We start from the raw sequence: 22,288 nt of genomic DNA, 5'->3' as shown, positions 1-22,288 counted from the left end.
GCGCGCGCAGCATAACTTTGGCGCAAGTCAGAGGAGGCGGCAGCGATGCAGCAAGACAAGCCGATTGCGGATCTAAGCAGCGATGAGGCGCGCGATGAATTGGCGCGCCTGTCGAAATTGATCGCAGCAGCCAATCGCGCCTATCATAGTGAAGATGCACCGCAGATCACCGATGCGGCCTTTGATGCGCTTAAAAAGCGCAATGCAGCGCTTGAAGCTGCGTTTCCAAAGCTGCGTCGCGCTGACAGTCCTGCCTTGTTGGTGGGGGCGCCTGCCTCTGAAGGTTTTACCAAAGTCAGCCATAGCTTGCCGATGCTGTCGCTGGAAAATGCTTTTGAAGACAGCGATGTGGCCGATTTTGATGAGCGTGTTCGCAAGTTTCTGGGCCACGAAAGCTCGCTTTTCTATACCGCAGAGCCCAAGATCGACGGGCTCTCGCTGTCTTTGCGCTATATGGGCGGCAAATTGGTGCATGCAGCCACCCGCGGCGATGGTGCGGTGGGTGAAAATGTCACGGAAAATGCGCTGACCATCAGCGACATTCCGAAAAAGCTAAAGAATGCGCCGCCGGTTCTGGAAGTGCGCGGCGAAGTTTATATGAGCCACGCCGATTTTGCGGCCCTGAACGCGCGCCAGATCGAGGCGGGCGATAAGCCCTTCGCAAATCCGCGCAACGCCGCTGCTGGGTCTTTGCGACAGTTGGATGCAAAAATTACCCAATCGCGGCCGCTGAAGTTCTTTGCCTATGCCTGGGGCCAGCTTTCGGAGCCTCTGGCGCGCACGCAATTCGAGGCGATCGAGCGGCTGGCGAGCCTTGGGTTTAAAACCAATCCGCTCACCTCGCTTTGCGCTGGTCCCGAGGCGATGTTAAGCCATTATCACCTGATCGAGGCGCAGCGCGCGACGCTGGGCTATGATATTGATGGCGTGGTCTACAAGGTTAACGATCTCGCCTTGCAGGCACGCTTGGGTCTGCGCTCGACCACGCCACGATGGGCGATTGCGCATAAGTTTCCGGCCGAACTGGCTTGGACGCGGCTTGATGCGATTGATATTCAGGTCGGCCGGACGGGGGCGCTGTCGCCGGTGGCGCGGCTGACGCCGGTGACCGTCGGCGGCGTGGTGGTCTCGAACGCGACGTTGCACAATGAGGATTATATCGCGGGGCGCGGCGCGAAGGGAGCTGCGATTCGCGAAGGTCGTGATATTCGCATCGGTGACTGGGTGCAGGTCTACCGCGCGGGCGATGTGATCCCGAAAATTAACGATATTGACCTTGAAAAGCGTCCGTCCTCTGCGGTGGCTTTTGTGTTTCCAAAGGTTTGCCCCGAGTGCGGCTCGGTTGCGCATCGCGAAGAAGGCGATGCGGTGCGCCGCTGCACCGGCGGGCTGATTTGCCCGGCACAAGCGGTGGAGCGGTTGAAACATTTCGTCTCGCGCGGGGCTTTTGACATCGAGGGGCTGGGGGCAAAACAGATTGAGATGTTTTTTACCGATAGTGAATTAGCGGTCAAAGCCCCCGCTGACATCTTCACACTTGAGCGGCGCGACGCAGCCAACCCGCTGAAAAAGTTGAAAAACCGAGAGGGATTTGGCGAGACTTCGGTGAAAAAGCTTTTCGCCGCGATCAACGCCAAGCGTCAGATACCACTGGACCGGCTGATTTTTGGCCTTGGTATTCGCCATGTCGGCGATGCGGCCTCGGGGCTCTTGGCGCGCCATTATGCCACCTGGGGCGCGCTGGAGGCGGCCCTGACGCAGGCGCAAGAGGGCAATTCGGCGTGGAATGAGCTGCTGGCCATCGACGGCGTCGGCAAGGTTATGGCCGAATCTTTGGTGGCCGCGCTGCAAAATGACACCGAACGCGCCGCGATTGATGCGCTGGTGGCCGAGCTTGATGTGGTGCCAGTCATTGCGATCACGCCAGTTGACAGTCCGGTGGCCGGCAAGACGCTGGTGTTCACCGGCACTTTGGAAAAGATGAGCCGCGCCGAGGCCAAGGCCCGTGCCGAGGCTTTGGGGGCCAAAGTGTCAGGCTCGGTTTCCGCCAAAACCGATCTGGTGATCGCAGGGCCGGGGGCGGGATCAAAGGCCAAAGATGCCGGGAAATTTGGCGTCGAGGTGATCGATGAGGATGGCTGGCTTGCGCTGATAGGTCAGGCATGACCCGTCCAGAGATCCTGTTTCCGCTGTTTGCGGGGCTGGATACTCTGGAAGGGGTCGGGCCTAAAACTGCGATTTCTCTCAGTGGGTTAGGTGTTGAAAAACCAAAAGACCTGCTGTTTGTGCTGCCGCATTCTGCGGTGGATCGCGCCCGCAAAGCCTCTGTCCGCGATGTGGTGCCGCCCTGTACCGTTACCGTCGAGGTCGAGGTTGGCGGCCATTTTGCGCCGCGCCAAAAGGGGCGGCCCTATCGGGTGATGGTGCGCGACGAGGCGCTGGAATTTCAGCTGGTGTTCTTCCATGCGCGTGGCGAGTATCTGCAAAAACTGCTGCCAACGGGACAGCGGCGGCTTGTTTCAGGGCGGGTCGAGCTGTTTGATGGCATTGCGCAAATGGTGCATCCTGACCATGTTTTGCGCTGCGAAGAGGCGGGCGAATTGCCGCTTTTCGAGCCGGTCTATCCTCTGGTTGCGGGGGTGACGCAAAAAATCGTCGCCAAGGGCGTGGCAAGTGCTTTGGCTCGCACCCCCGATCTGCCGGAATGGATCGACCCAAGCCTTAAGACGCGCGAGGCTTGGCCCGATTGGCTGGCCGCGATCAGGGCCGTGCATCAGCCGACTGACTCCGCCGATCTTGCCTTCACAGCCCCCGCGCGGCAGAGATTGTCCTATGACGAGCTGTTTGCGCATCAGCTGACGCTCTCGCTGGCGCGGGCATCTTTACGCCGAACGGCGGGGCAGGTCAGTGCTGGCACTGGCACGCTGCAAACTGCGGTTTTGGCCGCCTTGCCCTATCAGCCGACCGGCGCGCAGACCCGTGCGATTGCCGAGATAGCCGCCGATATGGCACTGCCTTTGCGGATGAATCGTCTGTTGCAAGGCGATGTTGGGGCAGGCAAAACCTTGGTCGCCTTTATGGCGCTGCTGATCGCGGTCGAGGCGGGCGGGCAGGGCGTTTTGATGGCGCCTACAGAAATTCTGGCGCGCCAGCATCACGAAGGCCTGGCTCCCTTGGCCGCCGCCGCCGGGGTCCGGCTTGAGATTCTGACCGGCCGCGACAAGGGGTCGGAACGCGCGGCCAAGCTTGCCGCCTTGGCCGATGGGCGCATTGGCATTTTGGTGGGCACCCATGCTGTGTTTCAAAAAGATGTATTCTTTCATGATCTTAGGCTTGCGGTGATTGACGAGCAGCACCGCTTTGGCGTCTCGCAACGGATGGAGCTGGGGGCCAAGGGCGCCAATGCCGATGTGCTGGTGATGACGGCAACGCCGATCCCGCGCAGTCTGGCTTTGGTCAGCTATGGCGATATGGATATCTCGGTGCTGGACGAAAAACCCAAAGGCCGCAAACCGATCAAGACGGCGATGATCTCGACCGCGCGGCTGGATGAGGTGGTGGCGCATCTGGCGCGCGCCGTGGCCGAGGGGCGGCAGGCCTATTGGGTCTGCCCCTTGGTCGAGGAGTCTGAGGTGCTGGATTACGCCAGCGCCGAGGCGCGCTTTGCCGGGTTGCGCGCGGCTTTGGGCGATGTCGTGGGGCTTGTGCATGGCCAGATGCCCAATGCCGAAAAAGACGCCGCGATGGCGCGATTTGTTGCTGGTGTGACCAAGGTTTTGGTCGCCACCACGGTGATCGAAGTGGGGGTCAATGTGCCCAATGCCAGCATTATGGTGATTGAGCGTGCCGAGATTTTTGGTCTGGCGCAATTGCATCAGCTGCGCGGCAGGGTCGGGCGCGGCGAGGCGGACTCGACCTGTCTGCTGCTCTATCAAGCGCCGCTGTCGGAAAGTGGCGAGCGGCGGCTCAAGGTGATCCGCGACAGCGAAGACGGCTTCAAAATCTCGGAAGAAGATATGCTGATGCGCGGCGTCGGCGATCTGATCGGCACCGCGCAATCGGGCCTGCCACGGTTTCGCGTGGCCGACATGGAGCGTCAGGCGGGACTGATGGCGGTGGCGCAAAGCGATGCGCGTCGGCTGTTGCATGACGACCCTGATCTCAGCAGCCCGCGTGGAAAGGCGGCGCGGGTTTTGCTGTGGTTGTTGGATCAAGACCGCGCGATCAAGCTGATTGCGGTGGGCTGAATCCCATTTTGTTCTCATATGTTCTCATAAAGTTCTTTACAGACTTCGAATCATATGAGAACAATAGGGCAACACAGCAAATGGAGGTCGCCATGATTACCGAGATTACCGAAATCCTGCACCGCTCGCGCAAGGCCATATTGGTTGATTCTGTCGGGGTGGTGTCCCTATTTGTTCTGCTTTTCGCCGGATTGGGAATGTCTGGCACGCTTTGAGAACTGCCTGCGGTCTTGTTGACCCGAACTGTCGCACCTGTCCCCAACGGGGTGCGGCGCGGCTTTGCCGCCGCCTCTTCGGGTAAGAACGCCCCTTTGCGCCGCCATCTGCCAAGATGTGCGGCGTTTTTTTTCTAAAGCCCGGTCAGCGCCTCGGCCGTTGCCTCAAGTGTCAGCAAGATCGAGGCGTGACGGTTCTTATAGTCGCGTGCAGGGATCAGCACTTCAAAACCGTCAAAAGGTGCGGCTGGCACCGGACCGTTGTCTTTCAGCATGGCGCGAAGCGCATCGCGGCCTGCTTCCACCTCGGCAAGGCTGCGGCCCAGAATGGCGCCCCCCACCACGGCTGCCGCGGCCTGACCTAAGGCACAGGCCTTCACATCTTGGGCAAATGCGCTGATCCGGCCATTCTCAACCCGCAGATCGACCGTCACCGTCGATCCGCACAGCGGCGAGCGTTTGCGCGCGCTGCCCATCGGCTCGGGCAAGCGGCCCAGATGCGGAATATCGGCGGCCAGTGCAAGGATACGGCCGGAGTAGAGTTTGACAAGATCGCTATCGCTCATGGCTTTTCCTTCTCTTGTGGTCAAGATAAGCCGGAGGCGAGGCAAGTCCAAGGAGAACCGGATGAAATTCGACGCAAGCACACTAAAGTATGATGCCGCCGGCCTGATCCCCTGCATTGCGCAGGATCACGCGACGGGCGAGGTGCTGATGATGGCTTGGATGAATGCCGCAAGCCTAGAGCGCACGCTGCAAAGCGGGGCCATGACCTATTGGTCGCGCTCGCGGGCGGCGTTTTGGGCCAAGGGCGAGACCTCGGGGCATGTGCAGCGCTTGGTCGAGCTGCGCTTGGACTGTGATCGCGATTGTCTTTTGGCTTTGGTCACCCAAGAGGGGCCGGCCTGCCATACCAACCGGCGCAGCTGTTTTTATACATCCGTGCAAGATGGCCAAGAGGTGGTGATTTCGCAGCCGCTATAGCCCGATCAAGCGGCGAATATCGGCAGGGCTGGCCCCCTCGGCGCGATATTTCGAGACTGCGCGGGCGTCATCGCGTTTTGCCAGCCGCTTGCCCTGATCATCGCGGATCAGGCGGTGGTGGTGATACTTGGGCGTCGGTAGCCCAAGAAGGCCTTGTAATACCACATGAATTTTGGTGGCCTCGAACAGATCTGCGCCGCGCGTGACCTCGGTTATGCCTTGGGCGGCATCATCGACGACCACGGCAAGGTGATAAGAGCTGCCAATATCGCGCCGCGCCAGCACGATATCGCCGACGGTTTCGCAAAGATTTGCCGCATCAAAGCGATGCGCACCGGCCATGATCCCGGTTTCGGTAAAGCCAATCTCGCCCAGCCGCGCCATTGCTTTTGCCATATCCAACCGGACAGCCCCCGCGCCCTGACGCCCGCGGCAGGTGCCCGGATAGATCGGCCCGTCGGGGCCGATGGCGCCCTCTTGCGGTGCAGAGAGTGCCGCAAGAATATCGCCGCGCGTGCAGTTGCAGGCATAGGTCAGGCCAAGATTTTCCAACAAAGTCAGCGCCTTGGCATAGGCCTCACGCCGCTGCGATTGTCGCATCACCGGCTCAGGCCAAGCAAGCCCCAGCCAAAGCAGATCCTCATTGATCGCGGTCTCCCAGATGGGTTTGCAGCGCGCGGTGTCGATATCTTCGATCCGCAGCAAAAACCTGTCGCCGCGCTCTGCCGCAGTCAAAGCGGCAAAGGCGTGGCCAAGGTGCAGCGGCCCGGTGGGCGAGGGCGCAAAGCGGGTTACGCGTCCAGCCATGCGGTGAACATTTCTTTGGCGCGGTCGGTATAGGCCTTGTAGCGGTCCTTGCGCCCCTTGCGACCACCGCGCGCATCAATCGGCGGGAACAGGCCAAAGTTCACATTCATCGGCTGGAAGGTTTTTGCCTCGGCCCCACCAGTGATATGGGTGATCAGTGCGCCCATCGCGGTTTCGGGCGGCGGCGGTGGCAGGGTCTTGCCCAAGATTTCCGCCGCAGCCATCCGCCCCGCCAAAAGCCCCATGGCCGAGGATTCAACATAGCCCTCGACCCCGGTGATCTGGCCCGCAAAGCGCAGATTGGGCCGCGATTTCAACCGCATCTGATCATCAAGCAGGGTGGGCGAGTTGATAAAGGTGTTGCGGTGAATGCCGCCAAGGCGGGCGAAATTCGCATCCTGAAGGCCAGGAATCATTTTGAAAACAGCGGTTTGCGCGCCGTACTTCATCTTGGTTTGAAAGCCGACGATATTGTAAAGCGTGCCCAGCTTGTTGTCGCGGCGCAGCTGCACCACGGCATAGGGTTTCATAGGGTTGTGCGGATTGGTCAGCCCCACCGGCTTCATCGGGCCAAAGCGCAGCGTCTCGCGGCCGCGCTCTGCCATCACTTCGATCGGCAAGCAGCCGTCGAAATAGCCAGCGGTCTCGCCCTCGTGAAACTCGGTCTTCTCGGCCGCCAACATCGCGTCGATAAAGGCCTCGTATTCGTCTTTCGTCATCGGGCAGTTCATATAGGCGGTCTGCTCTTCCTCAGTCTCGCCCTTATCATAGCGCGACTGCATCCAAGCCACTGACATATCAACACTTTCGGCGTAGACAATCGGCGCTATGGCATCAAAAAACGCCAAAGCCTCGGCGCCGGTGGTGGCGCGAATGCTTTCGGCCAGCGCGCCCGAGGTCAGCGGGCCAGTGGCGATGATCCAATGGCCTTCGTTTGGCAGCTCTGTCACCTCTTCAAAGCTGGAGGAAATCAGCGGATGCGCGTTCAGCCGAGCCGTCACCGCCTCGGCAAAGGGATCGCGGTCAACCGCCAAAGCCCCGCCCGCGGGCAAGCGGTGCGCCTGAGCCATCTCCATGATCAGCCCCTTGGCTGCGCGCATTTCCCAATGCAGCAGGCCGACGGCGTTTTGTTCATCATCATCCGAGCGGAAGGAATTTGAACAGACCATCTCGGCAAAATTGCCGGTGCGATGGGCAAAGGTGCCGACGCTGGGTCGCATTTCGTGGATGACCACTGGCACGCCCATTTCTGCGGCTTGCCATGCGGCCTCTGATCCGGCCATTCCGCCGCCGATGATGTGCAATTGGTTTTTCATGCAAGGGATGTAGCCCTGCGCGCGGCTTAGATCAAGGCGATGCGTTCACGTTGTGTCGGATCGGGGTAGGGCCGGAACAGGCCGGTTTCGACGCGGGCGATCATCGTATGCATGCGGTCGTAGCGTTTCTCGGCCTCGGGGTCTTCATGCGCCAAGGCCGAAAAGGTTGCATCCAGATCTGACAGGCTGACAACCGAAATTTCCAGCAAGAAATCGCTATAGGCTGAAGAGGCCAGCCCCAATTTGCGCCGCATCAGCCGCCAGTCGCGGATCAGTCCCTGCGCTTGCAGATAGCTCATCCAGCCATCAACCGCCGCCGCAAAGCCAAGCGCGCGGGCGTCGTCTTTCAGCTCGATCATACAATGGTAGATATTCATGCGGGCTCCTGCGATTTGGCACAGTTGACTACAAATATCTTGCGATTGGGTTAAGTGGTCTGGGCTATTTTTGAAAAAAGGGCGCGACGTTCATCGGCGCAAAACTTAGCGGAATCGGCACCATCAAAGCGGCCAAGGGCTTGAGCTTTCAAGAAAAAACCCGCAGCTGGCTGGCCTTGGGCCAGCCTAGCTTCACAGAGGGCTGCCCGAAAAGGCAGGCCAAGGGCGGCGTCTTCTTCCATCAGCGCTTCCAACATTGCCGTCAGTTTCGCAATCGATCCCGGCGGTGCAATCGACAGCTCGGCCGCCAAAGCGCCGTAGCTGATGGTTTGGCGTTGCGCGGCCAGCTCTGCCAGCCGCGCAATCAGCCTATTCATCTTCGCCTTGTTCCGCGACCCGCGCGACCGAGACAACCTCTTCGCCCTTACCGGTGTTGAACACCTTGACCCCACCCGCCGAACGCGAGCGGAACGAGATTTGCTCGACCGGCACGCGAATGGATTGGCCGGTCGAGGTGGCAAGCATGATCTGATCGGTCAGATCCACTGGGAAGGATGCGACCAGCGGCCCGCCGCGCATCGCGCCATCCATCGCCTTCACCCCCATGCCGCCGCGCCCGCGCACCGGATAATCGTGGCTGGAGGACAGTTTCCCAGACCCCGAGGTGGTGATGGTCAAGATCAGATCTTCGGCCGCAGACATCTCGGCATAGCGGTCTGGCGACAGCTGGCCGGTTGCGGTGCCTTCGTCTTCGTCATCAGACTCTTCCTCGACCACGCCCGCCATTAGACGGCGCTGCTTAAGATAAAGCGCGCGCTCGTCGGGATCGGCCTCGAAATGCCGAATGATCGACATCGAGACGACCTTATCTTCGGCGCCCAAGCGAATACCGCGCACGCCCGTCGAGCCACGCGATTTGAACACGCGAATGTCTTGCGTCGAAAAGCGGATCGCCCGCCCGCCTGCCGTCACCAGCATCACGTCGTCGTTTTCATCGGCAATCGCCGCGTTCACCAAGAACACGCCTTCGGGCAGGTTCATCGCGATTTTACCGTTGCGTTTGACGTTAACGAAATCAGACAGATCGTTTTGCCGCACATCGCCGTCAGAGGTGGCAAAGACGATTTGCAGGTTGTCCCATTCGGCTTCTGGTGCATCCACCGGCATCAGGGCTGCAATGCTAACCCCTTGTGCGATCGGCAGAATATTGACCATCGCCTTACCCTTGGCGGTGCGGCCCGCCAGCGGCAGGCGCCAGGTTTTCATCTTGTAAACCATGCCATCGGTGGTGAAGAACAGCAGGTTGGTATGGGTGTTGGCAACAAACAGCGTGGTGACCACGTCGTCTTCTTTCGTAGCCATCGAGGACAGGCCCTTGCCGCCGCGATTTTGGCTGCGGAATTCGGCCAGATTGGTGCGCTTGATATAGCCGCCCGAGGTGATGGTGACCACCATATCTTCGCGCTCGATCAGGTCTTCGTCGTCCATATCGCCGGCCCAATCGACGATTTCGGTGCGACGAGGCACGGCAAAAGCGGCTTTCACCTCGCGCAATTCGTCCGAGATGATCGCCATGATGCGGTCGCGCGAGCCCAAAATCGCAAGGTAATCTTTGATCTTGGCCGCAAGCTCTTGCAGCTCGTCGGTGACTTCCTTGACCCCCAAAGCCGTCAGACGTTGCAGGCGCAGATCAAGGATCGCGCGGGCCTGAATTTCCGACAGATTATAGGTGCCATCTTCATTCACTGGATGAGAAGGGTCGTCTATGAGCTTGATATAAGGGATAATTTCGCCCGCAGGCCAGCGCCGTGTCATCAGCCGTTCGCGCGCTTCGGCAGGGTCTGCCGAAGACCGAATGGTGGCCACAACCTCATCGACGTTCGACACCGCAACCGCCAAACCACACAGGATATGGCTGCGTTCGCGGGCTTTGCGCAGCTCGAACGCGGTGCGGCGTGCAACAACTTCTTCGCGGAAGGTGATGAAATGGCGCAGGAAATCGGCAAGTGTCAGCTGTTCGGGCCGCCCACCATTCAGCGCCAGCATGTTGCAGCCAAACGAGGTCTGCATCGGCGTAAAGCGGTAAAGCTGGTTCAGCACCACATCCGCCGTGGCATCGCGCTTCAGCTCGATCACCACGCGCACACCGATGCGGTCGGATTCGTCTTGCACATGCGCGATGCCTTCGATGCGCTTGTCGCGCACGGCCTCGGCGATGATCTCGATCATCCGCGATTTGTTCACCTGATAGGGCACTTCGTCGATGATGATCGCAAAGCGGTCCTTGCGAATTTCCTCGACCCGGGTTTTGGCGCGGATCACCACCGAGCCGCGGCCCTCAAGATAGGCTTTGCGCGCGCCAGAGCGGCCCAAAATCGTCGCACCGGTCGGGAAATCGGGGGCGGGGATGATCTCCATCAGCTGTTCGATGCTGATGTCGGGGTTTTCAATCATCGCAAGCGTGCCGTCGATGACCTCACCGAGGTTATGCGGCGGAATATTGGTGGCCATGCCAACAGCAATACCGCCGGCGCCATTGACCAACATATTGGGAAAGCGCGCTGGCAGAACCGTGGGTTCGCGGTCTTTGCCGTCGTAATTGTCTTGGAAATCAACGGTTTCTTTGTCGATGTCGGCCAGCAGAAAGGCGGCGGGCTTGTCCATCCGCACTTCGGTATAGCGCATCGCAGCGGCGGTATCGCCATCCATCGAGCCAAAGTTGCCTTGCCCATCCAACAGCTTCAGGCTCATCGAAAACGGCTGCGCCATCCGCACAAGCGCGTCATAAATCGCACTGTCGCCATGCGGGTGATATTTGCCCATGGTGTCGCCAACCGGGCGCGCAGATTTGCGGTAGGGTTTGTCGTGGCCGTTGCCAGATTCGTGCATCGCGAACAAAATCCGGCGGTGCACGGGCTTAAGCCCATCGCGCAGATCGGGAATGGCGCGGCTGACGATCACGCTCATCGCGTAATCCAGATAGGCGGTCTTCATCTCGGAAGAGATGTCGATCTGCGGGCCATCATGGGCCATGCGAACGGGTTTATCGTCGGTTGCGTCTGGGGTTTCCGGAGTGTCGGTCACTTGGGCCGCGCCTTCCTGTTTTAGGACTATATGTTGTTGCCTTTATCTTACACCATCGCGCATTTGGGGTGCAAGGCGGCAGGGCGGGCAGGCGGAAATTCCCACAGGATTCTGTGCTAAGCTATTGGCAAGTATAGCAATTAATATGCAGTCAGTAGCGGGGTTTTCCCTCGTTTTCAGCCGCTTTGGCAAAAGTCGTCCAAAGCGGGGTGAAAATGCCTCCGCTTGGCCTTTGCCGTGCGTGGGCAAAGGCCTGCGGCTGGCTCAGCCTGCGCGCAAAATCATCCCAAACAGATCGCGCGGATCATCGGGGTCGGCGATCATATCCAGCTGCGCAAACAGCCCGGTTTCGGCCAGTTTCGAGCGGATATAGCGCAATGCCGCGAAATCTTCGATGGCAAAGCCAACGCTGTCAAACAGCGTGATCTCGCGCGGATCAACGCGCCCCGCGGTCTGACCCGCAATCACCTGCCAAAGCTCGGTTACCGCGAAATCGGCGGGCATCTGCTGAATTTCGCCCTCGATCCTTGTTTGTTCGGGATATTCGACAAAAACCTTGGCGCGCAACAGGATGTCTTTGTGCAATTCGGTCTTGCCCGGACAATCGCCGCCAACCGCGTTCAAATGCACGCCCGCGCCAACCATATTGTCGGTCAGAATGGTGGCATATTGCTTATCGGCGGTGCAGGTGGTGATGATCTGCGCGCCCAAGATCGCCTCTTCCGGGGTTTTGCAGGCCACCACGTTTAGGCCTTGGCCTTCCAGATTGCGCGCACATTTGGCGGTGGCTTGGGCGTCGATGTCGTAAAGCCGCACCTCGGTGATGCCGCAAATCGCTTTAAATCCAAGCGCTTGGAATTCAGCCTGCGCGCCGTTGCCGATCAAGGCCATCACTGTGGCACCCTTGGGGGCCAGCCATTTGGCCGCCATCGCACTGGTGGCTGCGGTGCGCAGGGCGGTCAGAATCGTCATCTCGGACAGCAGCACCGGATAGCCCGTCGCCACATCGGCCAAAAGTCCAAAGGCGGTGACGGTTTGCAGCCCGGCTTTGGTGTTGGACGGATGTCCATTTACATATTTGAAGCCATAGCTTTCGCCGTCCGAGGTTGGCATCAACTCGATCACGCCGATCTCGGAATGGCTGGCCACGCGCGGGGTTTTGTCAAACAGCGGCCAGCGCAGAAAATCGGCCTCGATCTCGGTGGCAAGATCGGCCAGCACGCGTTCAACCCCCAGCCGCACCACCAGCCGCAGCATGTTTTCCACCGAGACAAAGGGCACATAGGCGTGATGCGAAGGGGCAATCATATCAGATCCTTAGGGTTAAAAGCTGCGGGTGGGGCGGTCAAAAACCTTGCGGCCCATCAGCGAGCCTACCAGATCGACCATCAGCTTGGCGGTGCGGCCGCGCTCGTCCAGAAACGGGTTCAACTCGACCAGATCAAGCGAGCTTACAAGCGTGGATTCGTGCAGCAATTCCATCACCAGATGCGCCTCGCGAAAGGTCGCACCGCCCGGAACCGTGGTGCCAACTGCGGGGGCGATCGAGGGATCAAGGAAATCGACATCAAGGCTGACATGCAAAAGCCCATTGGCGGCGCGCACCTCGGCCAGAAACTCGCGCAGGGGGGCGACGACGCCGCGTTCATCCAGCACCCGCATGTCGTTGATGGCAATGTCGTGGTGCAAAAGCGCTGCATGTTCCGCCGGATCAACCGAGCGGATGCCGTAAAGACAGATCTGCGGCGCGGGGATCGGCTTGGGGAAGGCCGGAAAGGCGTCAAAGCCGTCGCGCCCTGCGATATAGGCCACGGGCGTGCCGTGCAGATTGCCGCTGGTGGTGGTCATCGGGGTGTGAAAATCGGAATGCGCATCCAGCCACAACAAAAACAGCGGTCGGTTTTGCTTGGCCGCATGCGCCGCAGCCCCCGCCACCGACCCCAGCGCAAGGCTGTGATCCCCGCCCAGAATGATCGGCATTCCGCCCAGATCCAGCGCCTCTTCCACCTTGGCGGCCAGCACCTGCTGCCAGCCCAGAACCGCGCGCAGATCATGCACGGCAGGGTTGGCGCAGCTCGCCTCGGGCAGGGCGGGCAGGGCGACGTCGCCCCAATCATTCACGCCGTGGCCACAGTCGCTGATCGCGGCTGCAAGCCCTGCAACGCGGTAGGCCGTGGGCCCCATCACGCAGCCGGCGCGGCGCTGGCCTTCGTCTATCGGGGCTCCGATCAGGATGGTGTTGTGCATGGCGATCTCCTTTTGACACAGTGTCTTTCCAGCTTGCGGTAAAGACTAGCCCAATTTATAGCATTATGCGCAAGGTATTTACCATAACGGCAGGAAATTTGCGCATGTTGGATGAAATGGATCAACGCCTGATCGCCGAGCTGCGCCGCGATGGGCGCGCCTCGTTTTCGGATTTGGCTGAAAGGCTGGCGCTGTCGCGCGCCACGGTGCGCGCACGGATGGAGCGGCTTGCGGCCAAGGGCGAGATTGCGGGCTTTACCGTGCTGACCCGCAGCGATGTCGCCGACGCCCCGGTGCGCGGGTTGATGATGATCGGCATCGAAGGGCGGGGCGGCGAGAAGGTGATGGCGCGGCTGGCGGGGATTCCAGCGGTTTTGGCGGTGCATTCGACCAATGGCAAATGGGATCTGATTGCCGAGCTTGCCACCCAAACCCTGCTAGAGCTGGATGAGGTGATCCACCGCATCCGCAATCTGGAAGGCGTGGTTACCTCGGAAACCAATTTGCTGCTGTCGACCCGTAAGGCGGGGCGGAAATAGCTAGCGGCCGGTGAACATCGCACTGCGCTTTTGCAAAAAGGCGCTGACGCCTTCGTGAAAATCCTCGGTCTGCCCGCATTGGCCTTGCAGCCGGGCTTCAAGCGCCAATTGGCCGTCAAGGTCATTGTCAAACGACTGCCGCAGCGCCTGTTTCACGCCGCGGTATGCTGCCGTTGGGCCCTTGGCCAAATGCGCCGCCCGCGCTTGCCAATGGGCGGCGAAATCCAGATCCGGCACCGCCTCATAGATCATGCCCCAATCAGCGGCCTGACGCGCGGTGATCTTATCGGCAAAAAGCACCGCGCCCATTGCGCGCGCAAGCCCGATCTGGCGCGGCAACCAATAGCTGCCGCCGGCATCGGGCACCAAGCCGATGCGGGTAAAGGCCTGAATAAAGCTGGCACTTTCAGCCGCGATCACCACATCGGCGGCAAGCGCCAGATTGGCACCCGCACCCGCCGCAGCACCATTGACCGCCGCAATCGTCGGGATCGGGCAATCGGTAATGGCCTTCAGCAGCGGCACATATTCCTCGTTCAGGGTCTTTTCCAGATCAAGCTGGCCCTGCGCTGCGGCGTCTTGCAGATCTTGGCCGGAACAAAACGCACGCCCGGCGCCGGTGATCACCAAGACCCGCGCTTCTTTGGCGGCCATCTGCACGGCTTGCAGCATCTCGGCCCGCAAAGCCCGCGTCAGCGCGTTCATCACCTCGGGGCGGTGCAGGGTGATGACGGCGATGTCTTCGGCCAGATCATAGCGAATGGTGTCAAACGTCATAAGCGCCTCCCTAGAAGGCACCAGATTAACAGCGATTGCGCCCACGGCCAGACGAACCTCGCGTCACTTTTTCAGCAGATCGGCCAAGCGGGTCTTATCGGTTTCGGTCAGGGTTTCAGGCTCGGCTGCGGTGGCGCGTTTGCGGGTGGTGGCATAGGCAACACCCGCCCCCATCAGCAACATCGCAGGCCCCGCCAGCCAAAGGATCAGGCTAGAGCCTTGGGCGCGCGGCATGAACAGCACAAATTCGCCGTAGCGGTTAACGATATAATCCACCACCTCGGTGTCATCATCCCCGGCCAGCAAGCGCTGGCGCACCGCAAGCCGCAGATCGCGGCTGATCGGCGCGTTGGAATCGTCAATCGTCTCGCCCTGACAGACAGGGCAGCGCAGGTTGGCCGAGATCGCGCGTGCCCGCGCCTCTAGGGCGGGATCGGGCAGTATCTCGTCGGGCTGCACCGCAAAGGCGGGCGAGCCGATCAGCAACAGGGCCAGCAGCAGCTTGCGCATCGCTATTCCGCCGCCACGGTGACTTGTGGGGCAGGGCGCGCGCCAGCCGCCACCCGGAAGCGGCGGTCAGACAGGCTGAACATGCCGCCAATCGCCATCAACAAAGCCCCGCCCCAGATCCAATCGGCAAAGGGTTTGATATAGGTGCGCACCGCATAGCCGCCCGCATCCTGCGGATCGCCGATCACCAGATAAAGATCGCGAAACGCGCCCTGATGGATCGCAGCCTCGGTGGTGGGCATGCCCGCAACCGGATAGAAGCGTTTTTCAGGGTGCAGAAAAGCCACCTCTGCGCCGTCTTTGGTCACCAGCATATCGGCCATTGTCGAATGGTAATTCGGCCCCTCGACCTTATTGACCGCCTGCAAGGTGATCTCATAAGCGCCCAAGGGGAAGGTCTCGCCGATCTTGACCACACGAATGTCTTCCGTGGCCCAAGCGGTGATCGCAGCCACCGCAAAGATCGTCACACCCAAGCCCGAATGCGCCAGCACCTTGCCCCAATCGGCGCGCGGCAAGCGGCCCAACCGGGACAGGCGCGCGCCAAAATCGCCACGCCCGCCGCGCTGCCACAGATCCGTCAGCGCCCCCAGCACCACCCAAGCCCCCAAGCCCGCGCCAATCGGCCCCAGCGTCGAGCGGCCGGTTTGCAGCGCATAGATCAGCAGCATCACCGCCACCGCCAAAGCCAAAGCCCCGCGCAACGACCGCACCACTCGGCCAATCTCGGCGCGTTTCCACGGCAGCATCGCGCCAATCGGCAGCACAATCGCGATCAGCACCATAAAGGGCGTGAAGGCCGCGTTGAAAAACGGCACCCCAACCGAAAGCTTGCGCGCAAACAACAGCTCGGCCACCAAAGGCCAGATCGTGCCAACAAAGACCACAAAGGCCGAGACCGCCAACAGCAGGTTATTGGCGATCAGCGCCGTCTCGCGGCTGACCACCGAGAACATGCCCTTGGCCTCCAAGACATTGGCGCGAAACGCAAACAAGGTCAGCGACCCGCCCATGAACACGCCCAAGATCATCAGAATAAACACGCCGCGCGCCGGATCATTGGCAAAAGCATGCACCGAGGTGATCACGCCCGAGCGCACGATAAAGGTGCCGGTCAGCGAAAAGCCAAAGGCCAAGATCGCCAGCAAAATCGTCCAAGCCTTCAGGCTTTCGCGCTTTTCCACCACAATCGCAGAATGCAGCAGGGCGGCGGCAATCAGCCAGGGCATAAAGCTTGCGTTTTCAACCGGATCCCAGAACCAAAACCCACCCCAGCCCAGCTCGTAATAGGCCCACCACGACCCCAAAGCGATGCCAATGGTCAGGAAAATCCAAGCGGCCAGCGTCCAAGGCCGCACCCAACGCCCCCAAGCCGCATCAACCCGCCCCTCCAACAGGGCGGCCACCGCAAAGGAAAAGCTCATCGACAGACCGACATAGCCCAAATACAAAAACGGCGGGTGAAAGGCGAGGCCGGGATCTTGCAGCAAGGGGTTCAAATCCGTGCCATTCAGCGGCGGCAGTTCCAGCCGCAAAAACGGGTTCGAGGTCAGTAGCATAAAGGCCATAAAGGCCACCCCGATCGACCCCTGCACCGCCAAAACCCGCGCCTTCAGCGTCGCTGGCAAATTGCCACCAAACCAAACCGCACAGGCGCCAAAGCCCGACAGGATCAAAACCCACAGCAGCAAAGACCCTTCGTGATTGCCCCAGACGCCGGCCACCTTGTAAAGCATCGGCTTGGCGGTATGCGAATTATCCACCACCAGCTTGACCGAAAAGTCTGAAGTTACAAAGGCATAGGTCAGCGCAGCAAAAGACACAGCGATCAGCAAAAACTGGATCACCGCCGCGGGATCCGCCACCGCCATCAGCCGTGCATCCCGCCGATAAGCCCCCCAAAGTGGTAAACTCATCTGCACCAGCGCCACCATAAAGGCCAGCACCAAGGTGAAATGTCCAAGCTCTACAATCATGTCCGGCCTCCTGTTGCGCCGTTATAGGCCAGAAAAGCCCGCGCGGAAATAGCCTGCGCTGCCGTGTCGCGCAGGCGTGATCCTTAAGCGCCGCGCGACAGGGCGGCTACACCGGTGCGCGCAATCTCACGCAGGCCCAAAGGCCGCATCAAATCGGCAAAAGCATCAATCTTTTCCGGCGTGCCGGTCATCTCGAAGACAAAGCTTTCCAAGGTGCTATCAACCACATTGGCGCGGAAAATCTCGGCCAAGCGCAGCGCCTCGATGCGCGCCTCGCCCTTACCGGCCACCTTGAACAGCGCCAATTCGCGCTGCACCGCCGGCCCCTCGACCGTCAGATCATGCACCTCATGCACCGGCACCATCCGCGCCAATTGCTTCTTGATCTGCTCGATCACCTGCGGCGTACCTGTGGTCACAACCGTGATCCGGCTTTGATGGCTGGCGTGATCCACCTCGGCCACCGTCAGGCTTTCGATGTTATAGCCCCGGCCTGAAAACAACCCGATCACCCGCGCCAAAACGCCACTCTCGTTGTCCACCACCACGGCCAAAGTATGGGTCTCGATCACCGGCGCATTCGGGTCGCGCAAATCATAGGCCGAATGGCTGGTCGATCCTGTCTTGATGTTTAGCGGAGACATGCTCTGTCCCTTTCATCTGTCTGAAAATATCCCGGGGGTCCGGGGGCTGGCCCCCGGCTTGCAACGTTACACCAGCACCGCGCCGGCGGCCTTGATCACACCTTGCGTATCAGCATCGCCCAAAAGCATCTCGTTATGCGGCTTGCCCGAAGGGATCATCGGGAAGCAATTCTCATGCTTCTCGACACGGCAATCAAAGATCACCGGCCCGTCATAGCGCAGCATCTCCAGGATCGCCTCGTCCAGATCGGCGGGGTCGGTCACCAAAATGCCTTTGCAGCCAAAGGCTTCCGCCAGCTTGACAAAATCGGGCAGCGATTCCGACCAGCTTTGCGAATAGCGCTCGCCGTGCAGCAGCTCTTGCCATTGCCGCACCATGCCAAGGCGTTCGTTGTTCAAGATGAACTGTTTGACCGGCGCGCGGAACTGCATCGCGGTGCCCATCTCTTGCATGTTCATCAGCCAAGACGCCTCGCCCGCAACGTTGATCACCAGCGCATCGGGATGCGCCACCTGCACGCCAATCGAGGCAGGCAAGCCGTAGCCCATCGTCCCCAATCCGCCCGAGGTCATCCAGCGGTTTGGCCCTTCAAAGCCAAGGTATTGCGCCGCCCACATCTGGTGCTGGCCAACCTCGGTGGTGATATAGCGATCATAGCCCTTGGTCAGCGCTTCCAGCCGCTCAAGCGCATATTGCGGTTTGATCACGGCGGTCGAATTCTTGTAGCTCAGGCATTTCACCGCCCGCCACTGCGCGATTTGCGCCCACCACTTTGCCAGACCGTCCTTATTGACCTTGCTGCCGCGCGCCTTCCACAGCGCAAGCGCCTCTTCAAGCACGGTGGCAATATCGCCAATGATGCCGACATCAACCCGGATCACCTTATTGATCGACGAAGGATCGATATCGACATGCACTTTGCGCGAATTCGGGCTGAAATCGGCGATACGTCCAGTGATACGGTCATCAAAGCGCGCACCGATATTGATCATCAGATCGCAGCCATGCATCGCCAGATTGGCCTCATAAAGCCCGTGCATGCCCAGCATGCCCAGCCAAGAGCTGCCACTTGCCGGATAAGCGCCAAGCCCCATCAGCGTCGAGGTGATCGGAAAGCCGGTTGCGGCGACAAATTCGCGCAGCAAATCGCTGGCCTTGGGGCCAGAGTTGATCACGCCGCCGCCGGTGTAGAACACCGGCCGCTCGGCGGTTTCCATCATCTCGACCATCGCCGCAATCGCGTCGCTGTCGCCTTTGATCTGCGGCTGGTAATGGCTGACCTTGGCCTGTGCGGGCGCTTGATATTCGCCGGTGGCAAATTGCACATCCTTTGGGATGTCGATCAGCACAGGCCCCGGACGACCCGAGCGCGAGACATGGAAGGCTTGGTGCAGGGTTTCGGCCAGCTTGTCGGTGTCTTTCACCAGCCAATTGTGCTTGGTGCAGGGGCGGGTGATGCCAACGGTATCTGCCTCTTGGAAGGCATCGGTGCCAATCATAAAGGTCGGCACCTGGCCCGACAGCACCACGATCGGAATGCTGTCCAAAAGCGCATCGGTCAGACCGGTCACCGCATTGGTCGCACCGGGCCCCGAAGTCACCAGCGCCACGCCCACCTTGCCGGTCGAGCGGGCATAGCCCTCGGCCATATGGATCGCACCCTGTTCATGGCGCACCAGAATATGGCGGATGTCATTTTGCTGAAAAATCGCATCATAGATCGGCAGCACGGCGCCGCCGGGGTATCCAAAGACGACGTCCACACCCTGATCCTTCAGGGCTTGAACCACCATTTCCGCTCCGGTCATCTGACGTGTCATCGCATCTATCCTAATTTCGGCTATCGCCTGCTTTGGTCAATAAAAAGCCCCAGAGGGTGTCTCGGGGGCGCATGGGAAACCTAAGGGTAAACCGCTACCGGCCCATGCGCCTTTTTCTGATTAGGACACTCAGATCCATCGTCAAAACCCCCTCTAAGCTTCGAAGGTGAAACTAGGGCGCGCCAATGGGGCCGTCAACCGCAAAAGTGATAGAAATATGTCGCCCAATGCGCATTTTTTGAAGTTTAATTACGAAACGGGTCAGTTTTTGGTAATTTTCGCAAATACCCTACCGCATCTTGGCGCTTTAGGCCATCATCGCCAGATAGGCGGCATAGAGCGTAAGGAACCCAAGCCCAAGCCAGCGGGGCAGGGTGCCAAGCTTTAACGCAGCCAGCACCAAAAGCGCGGTCGCCGCCGCCATCCAGACCATATCAACCTGAGCAAAGCGTGGTTCTGCTGGGATCGGGGTGACAAGGGCCGTGGTCCCAAGGATGCCAAAGACGTTAAACACGTTCGAGCCCACCACATTGCCGACCGCTATTTCGGTCTCTTTGCGCAGGGCCGCGATAATCGAGGTGGTCAGTTCGGGCAGCGAGGTGCCAATGGCGACGATGCTTAGACCGATCACCGCCTCTGAGACGCCAAAGCTGCGCGCAATGGTGCTGGCTGAGTCTACCAAAAGCCCCGCCCCCAGCACCAATCCCACCAGACCACCCAGCGTCATCGCCCAAGCCAATGGCATCGAGGGCAGCGGCATATCGTCAATCGGCTCGACCTCGCCGCTAAAAAACGCCATTGCCAGAAAGCCGATGAGACCCATGAACAAAATCGCACCATCAAGGCGGCCAATCATTCCATCCAAAAGCATGATCCACATCAGCGCCATCGCCGCCAGCATAAAGCCGAAATCGCGGTACATCTTACGAATTGGGATCACCAAAGGCGCCATCACCGCCGAGATCCCCAAAATCAACAAGATATTGGCGATATTCGAGCCCACCACATTGCCAATCGCCAATCCCGGCTGGCCGGTCAGCGCCGCTTCAAGCGAGACCAGCAGTTCGGGTGCCGAGGTGCCAAAGCCGACAATCGTCAGGCCGATCACCATGGGCGAGATCCGGAAATGTCGGGCAATACCGCTTGCGCCTCGGACCAAACCTTCCCCGCCGGCGATCAATAACAGAAGGCCAGCTAGAAACATAACATAGGTCATAAAGGCTCCGATTGCGCGATGTAGAACAGCTTCTCATGTCGTGTCTGCGGATTTTATTGCAAGAGGCCAGGCAAGGATTTTGTAAGCGCAATTGATTTTAATCGCAAAAAAAACGGCCCTCAGAGCGAAATCGGTAAAATCTTGGTGCGACAAAAAAAATAGTTCTCAAGCCGGAATGCGTTGTTTAGGCTTGGGTCAGTTGAACGCGGCTTTGCTGATCCGGCGGGTCGTATTAAGAGGAGGTAATATGGATCGTTCTCATTTCTGACCAAAGCAAGCGTTGGAGGCGTTGCAGCCGCGGGCGCTTCGGTATTGGCAGCCCCAGCCCTTGCGCAAGCGATGCCCAAGATCACTTGGCGCGTCACCTCGTCGTTTCCAAAATCGCTCGACACTATCTATGGCGCGGCCGAGACGATGTCGAAATACATCTCGGAGTCGACCGATGGCAATCTGACCTTGCAGGTCTTTCCTGCGGGCGAACTGGTTCCGGGTCTGGAAGCCGCTGACGCCGTGGCCGCAGGTACCGTCGAGGCTTGCCACACAGCTCCCTATTATTTCTGGGGCAAAGATCCGACTTGGGCCTTGGGCTGCACCGTGCCGTTTGGCCCGAACGTGCGTCAGATGAATGCTTGGCTGTATCATGGCGGCGGCATTGATTTGCTGAATGAATTCTACCACAAGCAAAAGCTGCATTACCTGCCTTGCGGCAATACCGGCGTGCAAATGGGCGGCTGGTATCGCAAGGAAATCAACAGCCTTGCCGATATGCAGGGTCTGAAGATGCGGATCGGAGGCTTTGCCGGCAAGGTCATCGAAAAGCTGGGCGTGGTGCCACAGCAGATCGCGGGCGGCGACATCTATCCTTCGCTGGAAAAAGGCACCATCGACGCGGCAGAATGGGTTGGCCCCTATGATGACGAGAAGTTGGGCTTCTACAAAGTGGCGCCCTATTACTACTATCCCGGCTGGTGGGAAGGTGGCCCGACGCTGGCGACTATGGTCAATCTTGATAAGTGGAACGAGCTGCCGGACACCTACAAAGGCGTGATCTCAACCGCTTGCGAGGCTGCAAACGCCAATATGATGGCGAATTACGACTATAAAAACCCAGCCGCGCTGAGATCCTTGGTGGCAAATGGCGCGCAGTTGCGCCCCTTCCCACAAGATGTGCTGCAAGCCGCCTTCGCAGCGGCGCAAGAAACCTATGCCGAAGTCTCTGCCACCAATGCCGAGTTCAAGAAGATTAAGGATCATCAGGATGCCTTCCTGCGGGATGCCTATCTTTGGGCGCAGATTGCGGAATACAACTATGACACCTTCATGATGGTGCAGCAGCAGGCTGGCAAGCTTTAAGCTTTACCTTGACTGTACTGAAAAGGCCCCGAGGAAACTCGGGGCCTTTTGAGTTTGCGATCAGGGCTTTATCACCGGTGGGTTCAGCACTGGAGGCTGTATAACCGGCGCTCCCAATTGCGGCGCTCCCAATTGCGGCGCGCCAAGCTGTGGAAGACCGCCGCCCAAGCTGGGC

The 22,288-nt window shown here is 59.7% G+C and carries 20 protein-coding genes; 6 read left to right on the top strand and 14 right to left on the bottom strand.

The genetic code is table 11. The annotated features are described in order from the left end of the window. Window positions 1-45: 45 nt before the first annotated feature. The 3 genes from ligA (at window position 46) to V7Q10_RS09055 (ending at window position 4,462) form a co-directional block, all read left to right on the top strand. Entirely contained in the window at window positions 46-2,166 is a 2,121-nt protein-coding gene (ligA, locus tag V7Q10_RS09065; RefSeq protein WP_333868760.1) for an NAD-dependent DNA ligase LigA, read from the top strand. Beyond that, on the top strand, window positions 2,163-4,247 hold the full coding sequence (recG, locus tag V7Q10_RS09060) for an ATP-dependent DNA helicase RecG (protein WP_333868759.1): 2,085 nt from the start codon (window positions 2,163-2,165) through the stop codon (window positions 4,245-4,247). The genes ligA and recG overlap by 4 nt, the downstream gene beginning before the upstream one ends. Window positions 4,248-4,339: 92 nt before the next feature. Then, window positions 4,340-4,462, top strand: a complete 123-nt coding sequence (locus V7Q10_RS09055; protein ID WP_333868758.1) for a hypothetical protein — start codon at window positions 4,340-4,342, stop codon at window positions 4,460-4,462. A gap of 134 nt (window positions 4,463-4,596) precedes the next feature. Here the strand turns inward: V7Q10_RS09055 and V7Q10_RS09050 are convergent, their stop codons facing one another. Next, window positions 4,597-5,028 carry an iron-sulfur cluster assembly scaffold protein gene (locus tag V7Q10_RS09050; protein ID WP_333868757.1) on the bottom strand — a complete coding sequence of 144 codons (432 nt, stop codon included), beginning with the start codon at window positions 5,026-5,028 and terminating at the stop codon, window positions 4,597-4,599. 61 nt (window positions 5,029-5,089) lie between these two features. Between V7Q10_RS09050 and hisI the strand changes: the two genes are divergently transcribed. Beyond that, entirely contained in the window at window positions 5,090-5,446 is a 357-nt protein-coding gene (hisI, locus tag V7Q10_RS09045) for a phosphoribosyl-AMP cyclohydrolase (RefSeq protein ID WP_333868756.1), read from the top strand. Here hisI and gluQRS read toward each other — a convergent pair. The 7 genes from gluQRS to rocF form a co-directional block, all read right to left on the bottom strand. Continuing rightward, window positions 5,441-6,253, bottom strand: a complete 813-nt coding sequence (gene gluQRS / locus V7Q10_RS09040) for a tRNA glutamyl-Q(34) synthetase GluQRS (protein WP_333868755.1) — start codon at window positions 6,251-6,253, stop codon at window positions 5,441-5,443. The two genes, hisI and gluQRS, sit on opposite strands and share 6 nt — an antisense overlap. Further along, window positions 6,238-7,569 (bottom strand): methylenetetrahydrofolate--tRNA-(uracil(54)-C(5))-methyltransferase (FADH(2)-oxidizing) TrmFO, encoded by a 1,332-nt coding sequence (trmFO, locus tag V7Q10_RS09035; protein WP_333868754.1) that lies wholly within the window; start codon window positions 7,567-7,569, stop codon window positions 6,238-6,240. Before trmFO ends, gluQRS begins: the two co-directional genes overlap by 16 nt. 26 nt (window positions 7,570-7,595) lie before the next feature. After that, window positions 7,596-7,946 carry a DUF6614 family protein gene (locus V7Q10_RS09030; RefSeq protein ID WP_333868753.1) on the bottom strand — a complete coding sequence of 117 codons (351 nt, stop codon included), beginning with the start codon at window positions 7,944-7,946 and terminating at the stop codon, window positions 7,596-7,598. A 50-nt stretch (window positions 7,947-7,996) separates the two neighbouring features. Next, window positions 7,997-8,323, bottom strand: a complete 327-nt coding sequence (locus V7Q10_RS09025; protein ID WP_333868752.1) for a hypothetical protein — start codon at window positions 8,321-8,323, stop codon at window positions 7,997-7,999. Beyond that, window positions 8,316-11,030, bottom strand: a complete 2,715-nt coding sequence (gene gyrA, locus V7Q10_RS09020) for a DNA gyrase subunit A (protein ID WP_333868751.1) — start codon at window positions 11,028-11,030, stop codon at window positions 8,316-8,318. The genes V7Q10_RS09025 and gyrA overlap by 8 nt, the downstream gene beginning before the upstream one ends. A 264-nt stretch (window positions 11,031-11,294) precedes the next feature. Further along, a complete protein-coding gene (locus V7Q10_RS09015) occupies window positions 11,295-12,338 on the bottom strand; it encodes an ornithine cyclodeaminase (protein ID WP_333868750.1) in 1,044 nt (347 codons plus the stop codon). Window positions 12,339-12,353: 15 nt separating this feature from the next. Beyond that, the gene (rocF, locus tag V7Q10_RS09010; protein ID WP_333868749.1) at window positions 12,354-13,277 is read right to left on the bottom strand and encodes an arginase; all 924 of its coding nucleotides are present in this window, start codon (window positions 13,275-13,277) and stop codon (window positions 12,354-12,356) included. Between the two features lie 107 nt (window positions 13,278-13,384). Between rocF and V7Q10_RS09005 the strand changes: the two genes are divergently transcribed. Further along, a complete protein-coding gene (locus tag V7Q10_RS09005; protein WP_333868804.1) occupies window positions 13,385-13,816 on the top strand; it encodes an Lrp/AsnC family transcriptional regulator in 432 nt (143 codons plus the stop codon). Here the strand turns inward: V7Q10_RS09005 and V7Q10_RS09000 are convergent, their stop codons facing one another. The 6 genes from V7Q10_RS09000 to V7Q10_RS08975 all read right to left on the bottom strand — a co-directional run bounded on the left by V7Q10_RS09000 (window position 13,817) and on the right by V7Q10_RS08975 (window position 20,748). Beyond that, the gene (locus V7Q10_RS09000; protein WP_333868748.1) at window positions 13,817-14,593 is read right to left on the bottom strand and encodes an enoyl-CoA hydratase-related protein; all 777 of its coding nucleotides are present in this window, start codon (window positions 14,591-14,593) and stop codon (window positions 13,817-13,819) included. It lies immediately after the preceding gene. Between the two features lie 63 nt (window positions 14,594-14,656). Then, a complete protein-coding gene (locus V7Q10_RS08995; protein WP_333868747.1) occupies window positions 14,657-15,103 on the bottom strand; it encodes a cytochrome c-type biogenesis protein in 447 nt (148 codons plus the stop codon). Between the two features lie 2 nt (window positions 15,104-15,105). Then, the gene (locus V7Q10_RS08990) at window positions 15,106-17,079 is read right to left on the bottom strand and encodes a heme lyase CcmF/NrfE family subunit (RefSeq protein WP_333868746.1); all 1,974 of its coding nucleotides are present in this window, start codon (window positions 17,077-17,079) and stop codon (window positions 15,106-15,108) included. An 83-nt stretch (window positions 17,080-17,162) separates the two neighbouring features. Continuing rightward, complete coding sequence (gene ilvN / locus V7Q10_RS08985) at window positions 17,163-17,723, bottom strand: acetolactate synthase small subunit (protein ID WP_333868745.1); 561 nt, start codon at window positions 17,721-17,723, stop codon at window positions 17,163-17,165. A 66-nt stretch (window positions 17,724-17,789) separates the two neighbouring features. Beyond that, window positions 17,790-19,544: an acetolactate synthase 3 large subunit gene (locus V7Q10_RS08980; protein WP_333868744.1), complete on the bottom strand. Its 1,755-nt coding sequence runs from the start codon at window positions 19,542-19,544 to the stop codon at window positions 17,790-17,792. A gap of 307 nt (window positions 19,545-19,851) precedes the next feature. Continuing rightward, the gene (locus V7Q10_RS08975; protein WP_333868803.1) at window positions 19,852-20,748 is read right to left on the bottom strand and encodes a calcium/sodium antiporter; all 897 of its coding nucleotides are present in this window, start codon (window positions 20,746-20,748) and stop codon (window positions 19,852-19,854) included. 351 nt (window positions 20,749-21,099) lie between these two features. On the opposite strand from V7Q10_RS08975, the gene V7Q10_RS08970 reads away from it, so the two are divergent. After that, entirely contained in the window at window positions 21,100-22,113 is a 1,014-nt protein-coding gene (locus tag V7Q10_RS08970; protein ID WP_333868743.1) for a TRAP transporter substrate-binding protein, read from the top strand. Window positions 22,114-22,288 lie beyond the last annotated feature (175 nt).

Source organism: Cypionkella sp. (genome assembly GCF_036782355.1).
Lineage (GTDB): Bacteria > Pseudomonadota > Alphaproteobacteria > Rhodobacterales > Rhodobacteraceae > Cypionkella.
The sequence above is the reverse complement of the archived record's forward strand: the minus strand, read 5'-3'. Positions and strand labels throughout refer to the sequence as shown.

What these genes read in the sequence shown, in the direction of transcription:
- ligA (WP_333868760.1), top strand. Translation starts at nt 46, where the DNA reads ATGCAGCAAGACAAGCCGATTGCGGATCTAAGCAGCGATGAGGCGCGC.
- recG (WP_333868759.1), top strand. Translation starts at nt 2,163, where the DNA reads ATGACCCGTCCAGAGATCCTGTTTCCGCTGTTTGCGGGGCTGGATACT.
- V7Q10_RS09055 (WP_333868758.1), top strand. Translation starts at nt 4,340, where the DNA reads ATGATTACCGAGATTACCGAAATCCTGCACCGCTCGCGCAAGGCCATA.
- V7Q10_RS09050 (WP_333868757.1), bottom strand. Translation starts at nt 5,028, where the DNA reads ATGAGCGATAGCGATCTTGTCAAACTCTACTCCGGCCGTATCCTTGCA.
- hisI (WP_333868756.1), top strand. Translation starts at nt 5,090, where the DNA reads ATGAAATTCGACGCAAGCACACTAAAGTATGATGCCGCCGGCCTGATC.
- gluQRS (WP_333868755.1), bottom strand. Translation starts at nt 6,253, where the DNA reads ATGGCTGGACGCGTAACCCGCTTTGCGCCCTCGCCCACCGGGCCGCTG.
- trmFO (WP_333868754.1), bottom strand. Translation starts at nt 7,569, where the DNA reads ATGAAAAACCAATTGCACATCATCGGCGGCGGAATGGCCGGATCAGAG.
- V7Q10_RS09030 (WP_333868753.1), bottom strand. Translation starts at nt 7,946, where the DNA reads ATGAATATCTACCATTGTATGATCGAGCTGAAAGACGACGCCCGCGCG.
- V7Q10_RS09025 (WP_333868752.1), bottom strand. Translation starts at nt 8,323, where the DNA reads ATGAATAGGCTGATTGCGCGGCTGGCAGAGCTGGCCGCGCAACGCCAA.
- V7Q10_RS09015 (WP_333868750.1), bottom strand. Translation starts at nt 12,338, where the DNA reads ATGATTGCCCCTTCGCATCACGCCTATGTGCCCTTTGTCTCGGTGGAA.
- rocF (WP_333868749.1), bottom strand. Translation starts at nt 13,277, where the DNA reads ATGCACAACACCATCCTGATCGGAGCCCCGATAGACGAAGGCCAGCGC.
- V7Q10_RS09000 (WP_333868748.1), bottom strand. Translation starts at nt 14,593, where the DNA reads ATGACGTTTGACACCATTCGCTATGATCTGGCCGAAGACATCGCCGTC.
- V7Q10_RS08995 (WP_333868747.1), bottom strand. Translation starts at nt 15,103, where the DNA reads ATGCGCAAGCTGCTGCTGGCCCTGTTGCTGATCGGCTCGCCCGCCTTT.
- V7Q10_RS08990 (WP_333868746.1), bottom strand. Translation starts at nt 17,079, where the DNA reads ATGATTGTAGAGCTTGGACATTTCACCTTGGTGCTGGCCTTTATGGTG.
- ilvN (WP_333868745.1), bottom strand. Translation starts at nt 17,723, where the DNA reads ATGTCTCCGCTAAACATCAAGACAGGATCGACCAGCCATTCGGCCTAT.
- V7Q10_RS08980 (WP_333868744.1), bottom strand. Translation starts at nt 19,544, where the DNA reads ATGACACGTCAGATGACCGGAGCGGAAATGGTGGTTCAAGCCCTGAAG.
- V7Q10_RS08975 (WP_333868803.1), bottom strand. Translation starts at nt 20,748, where the DNA reads ATGTTTCTAGCTGGCCTTCTGTTATTGATCGCCGGCGGGGAAGGTTTG.
- V7Q10_RS08970 (WP_333868743.1), top strand. Translation starts at nt 21,100, where the DNA reads ATGCCCAAGATCACTTGGCGCGTCACCTCGTCGTTTCCAAAATCGCTC.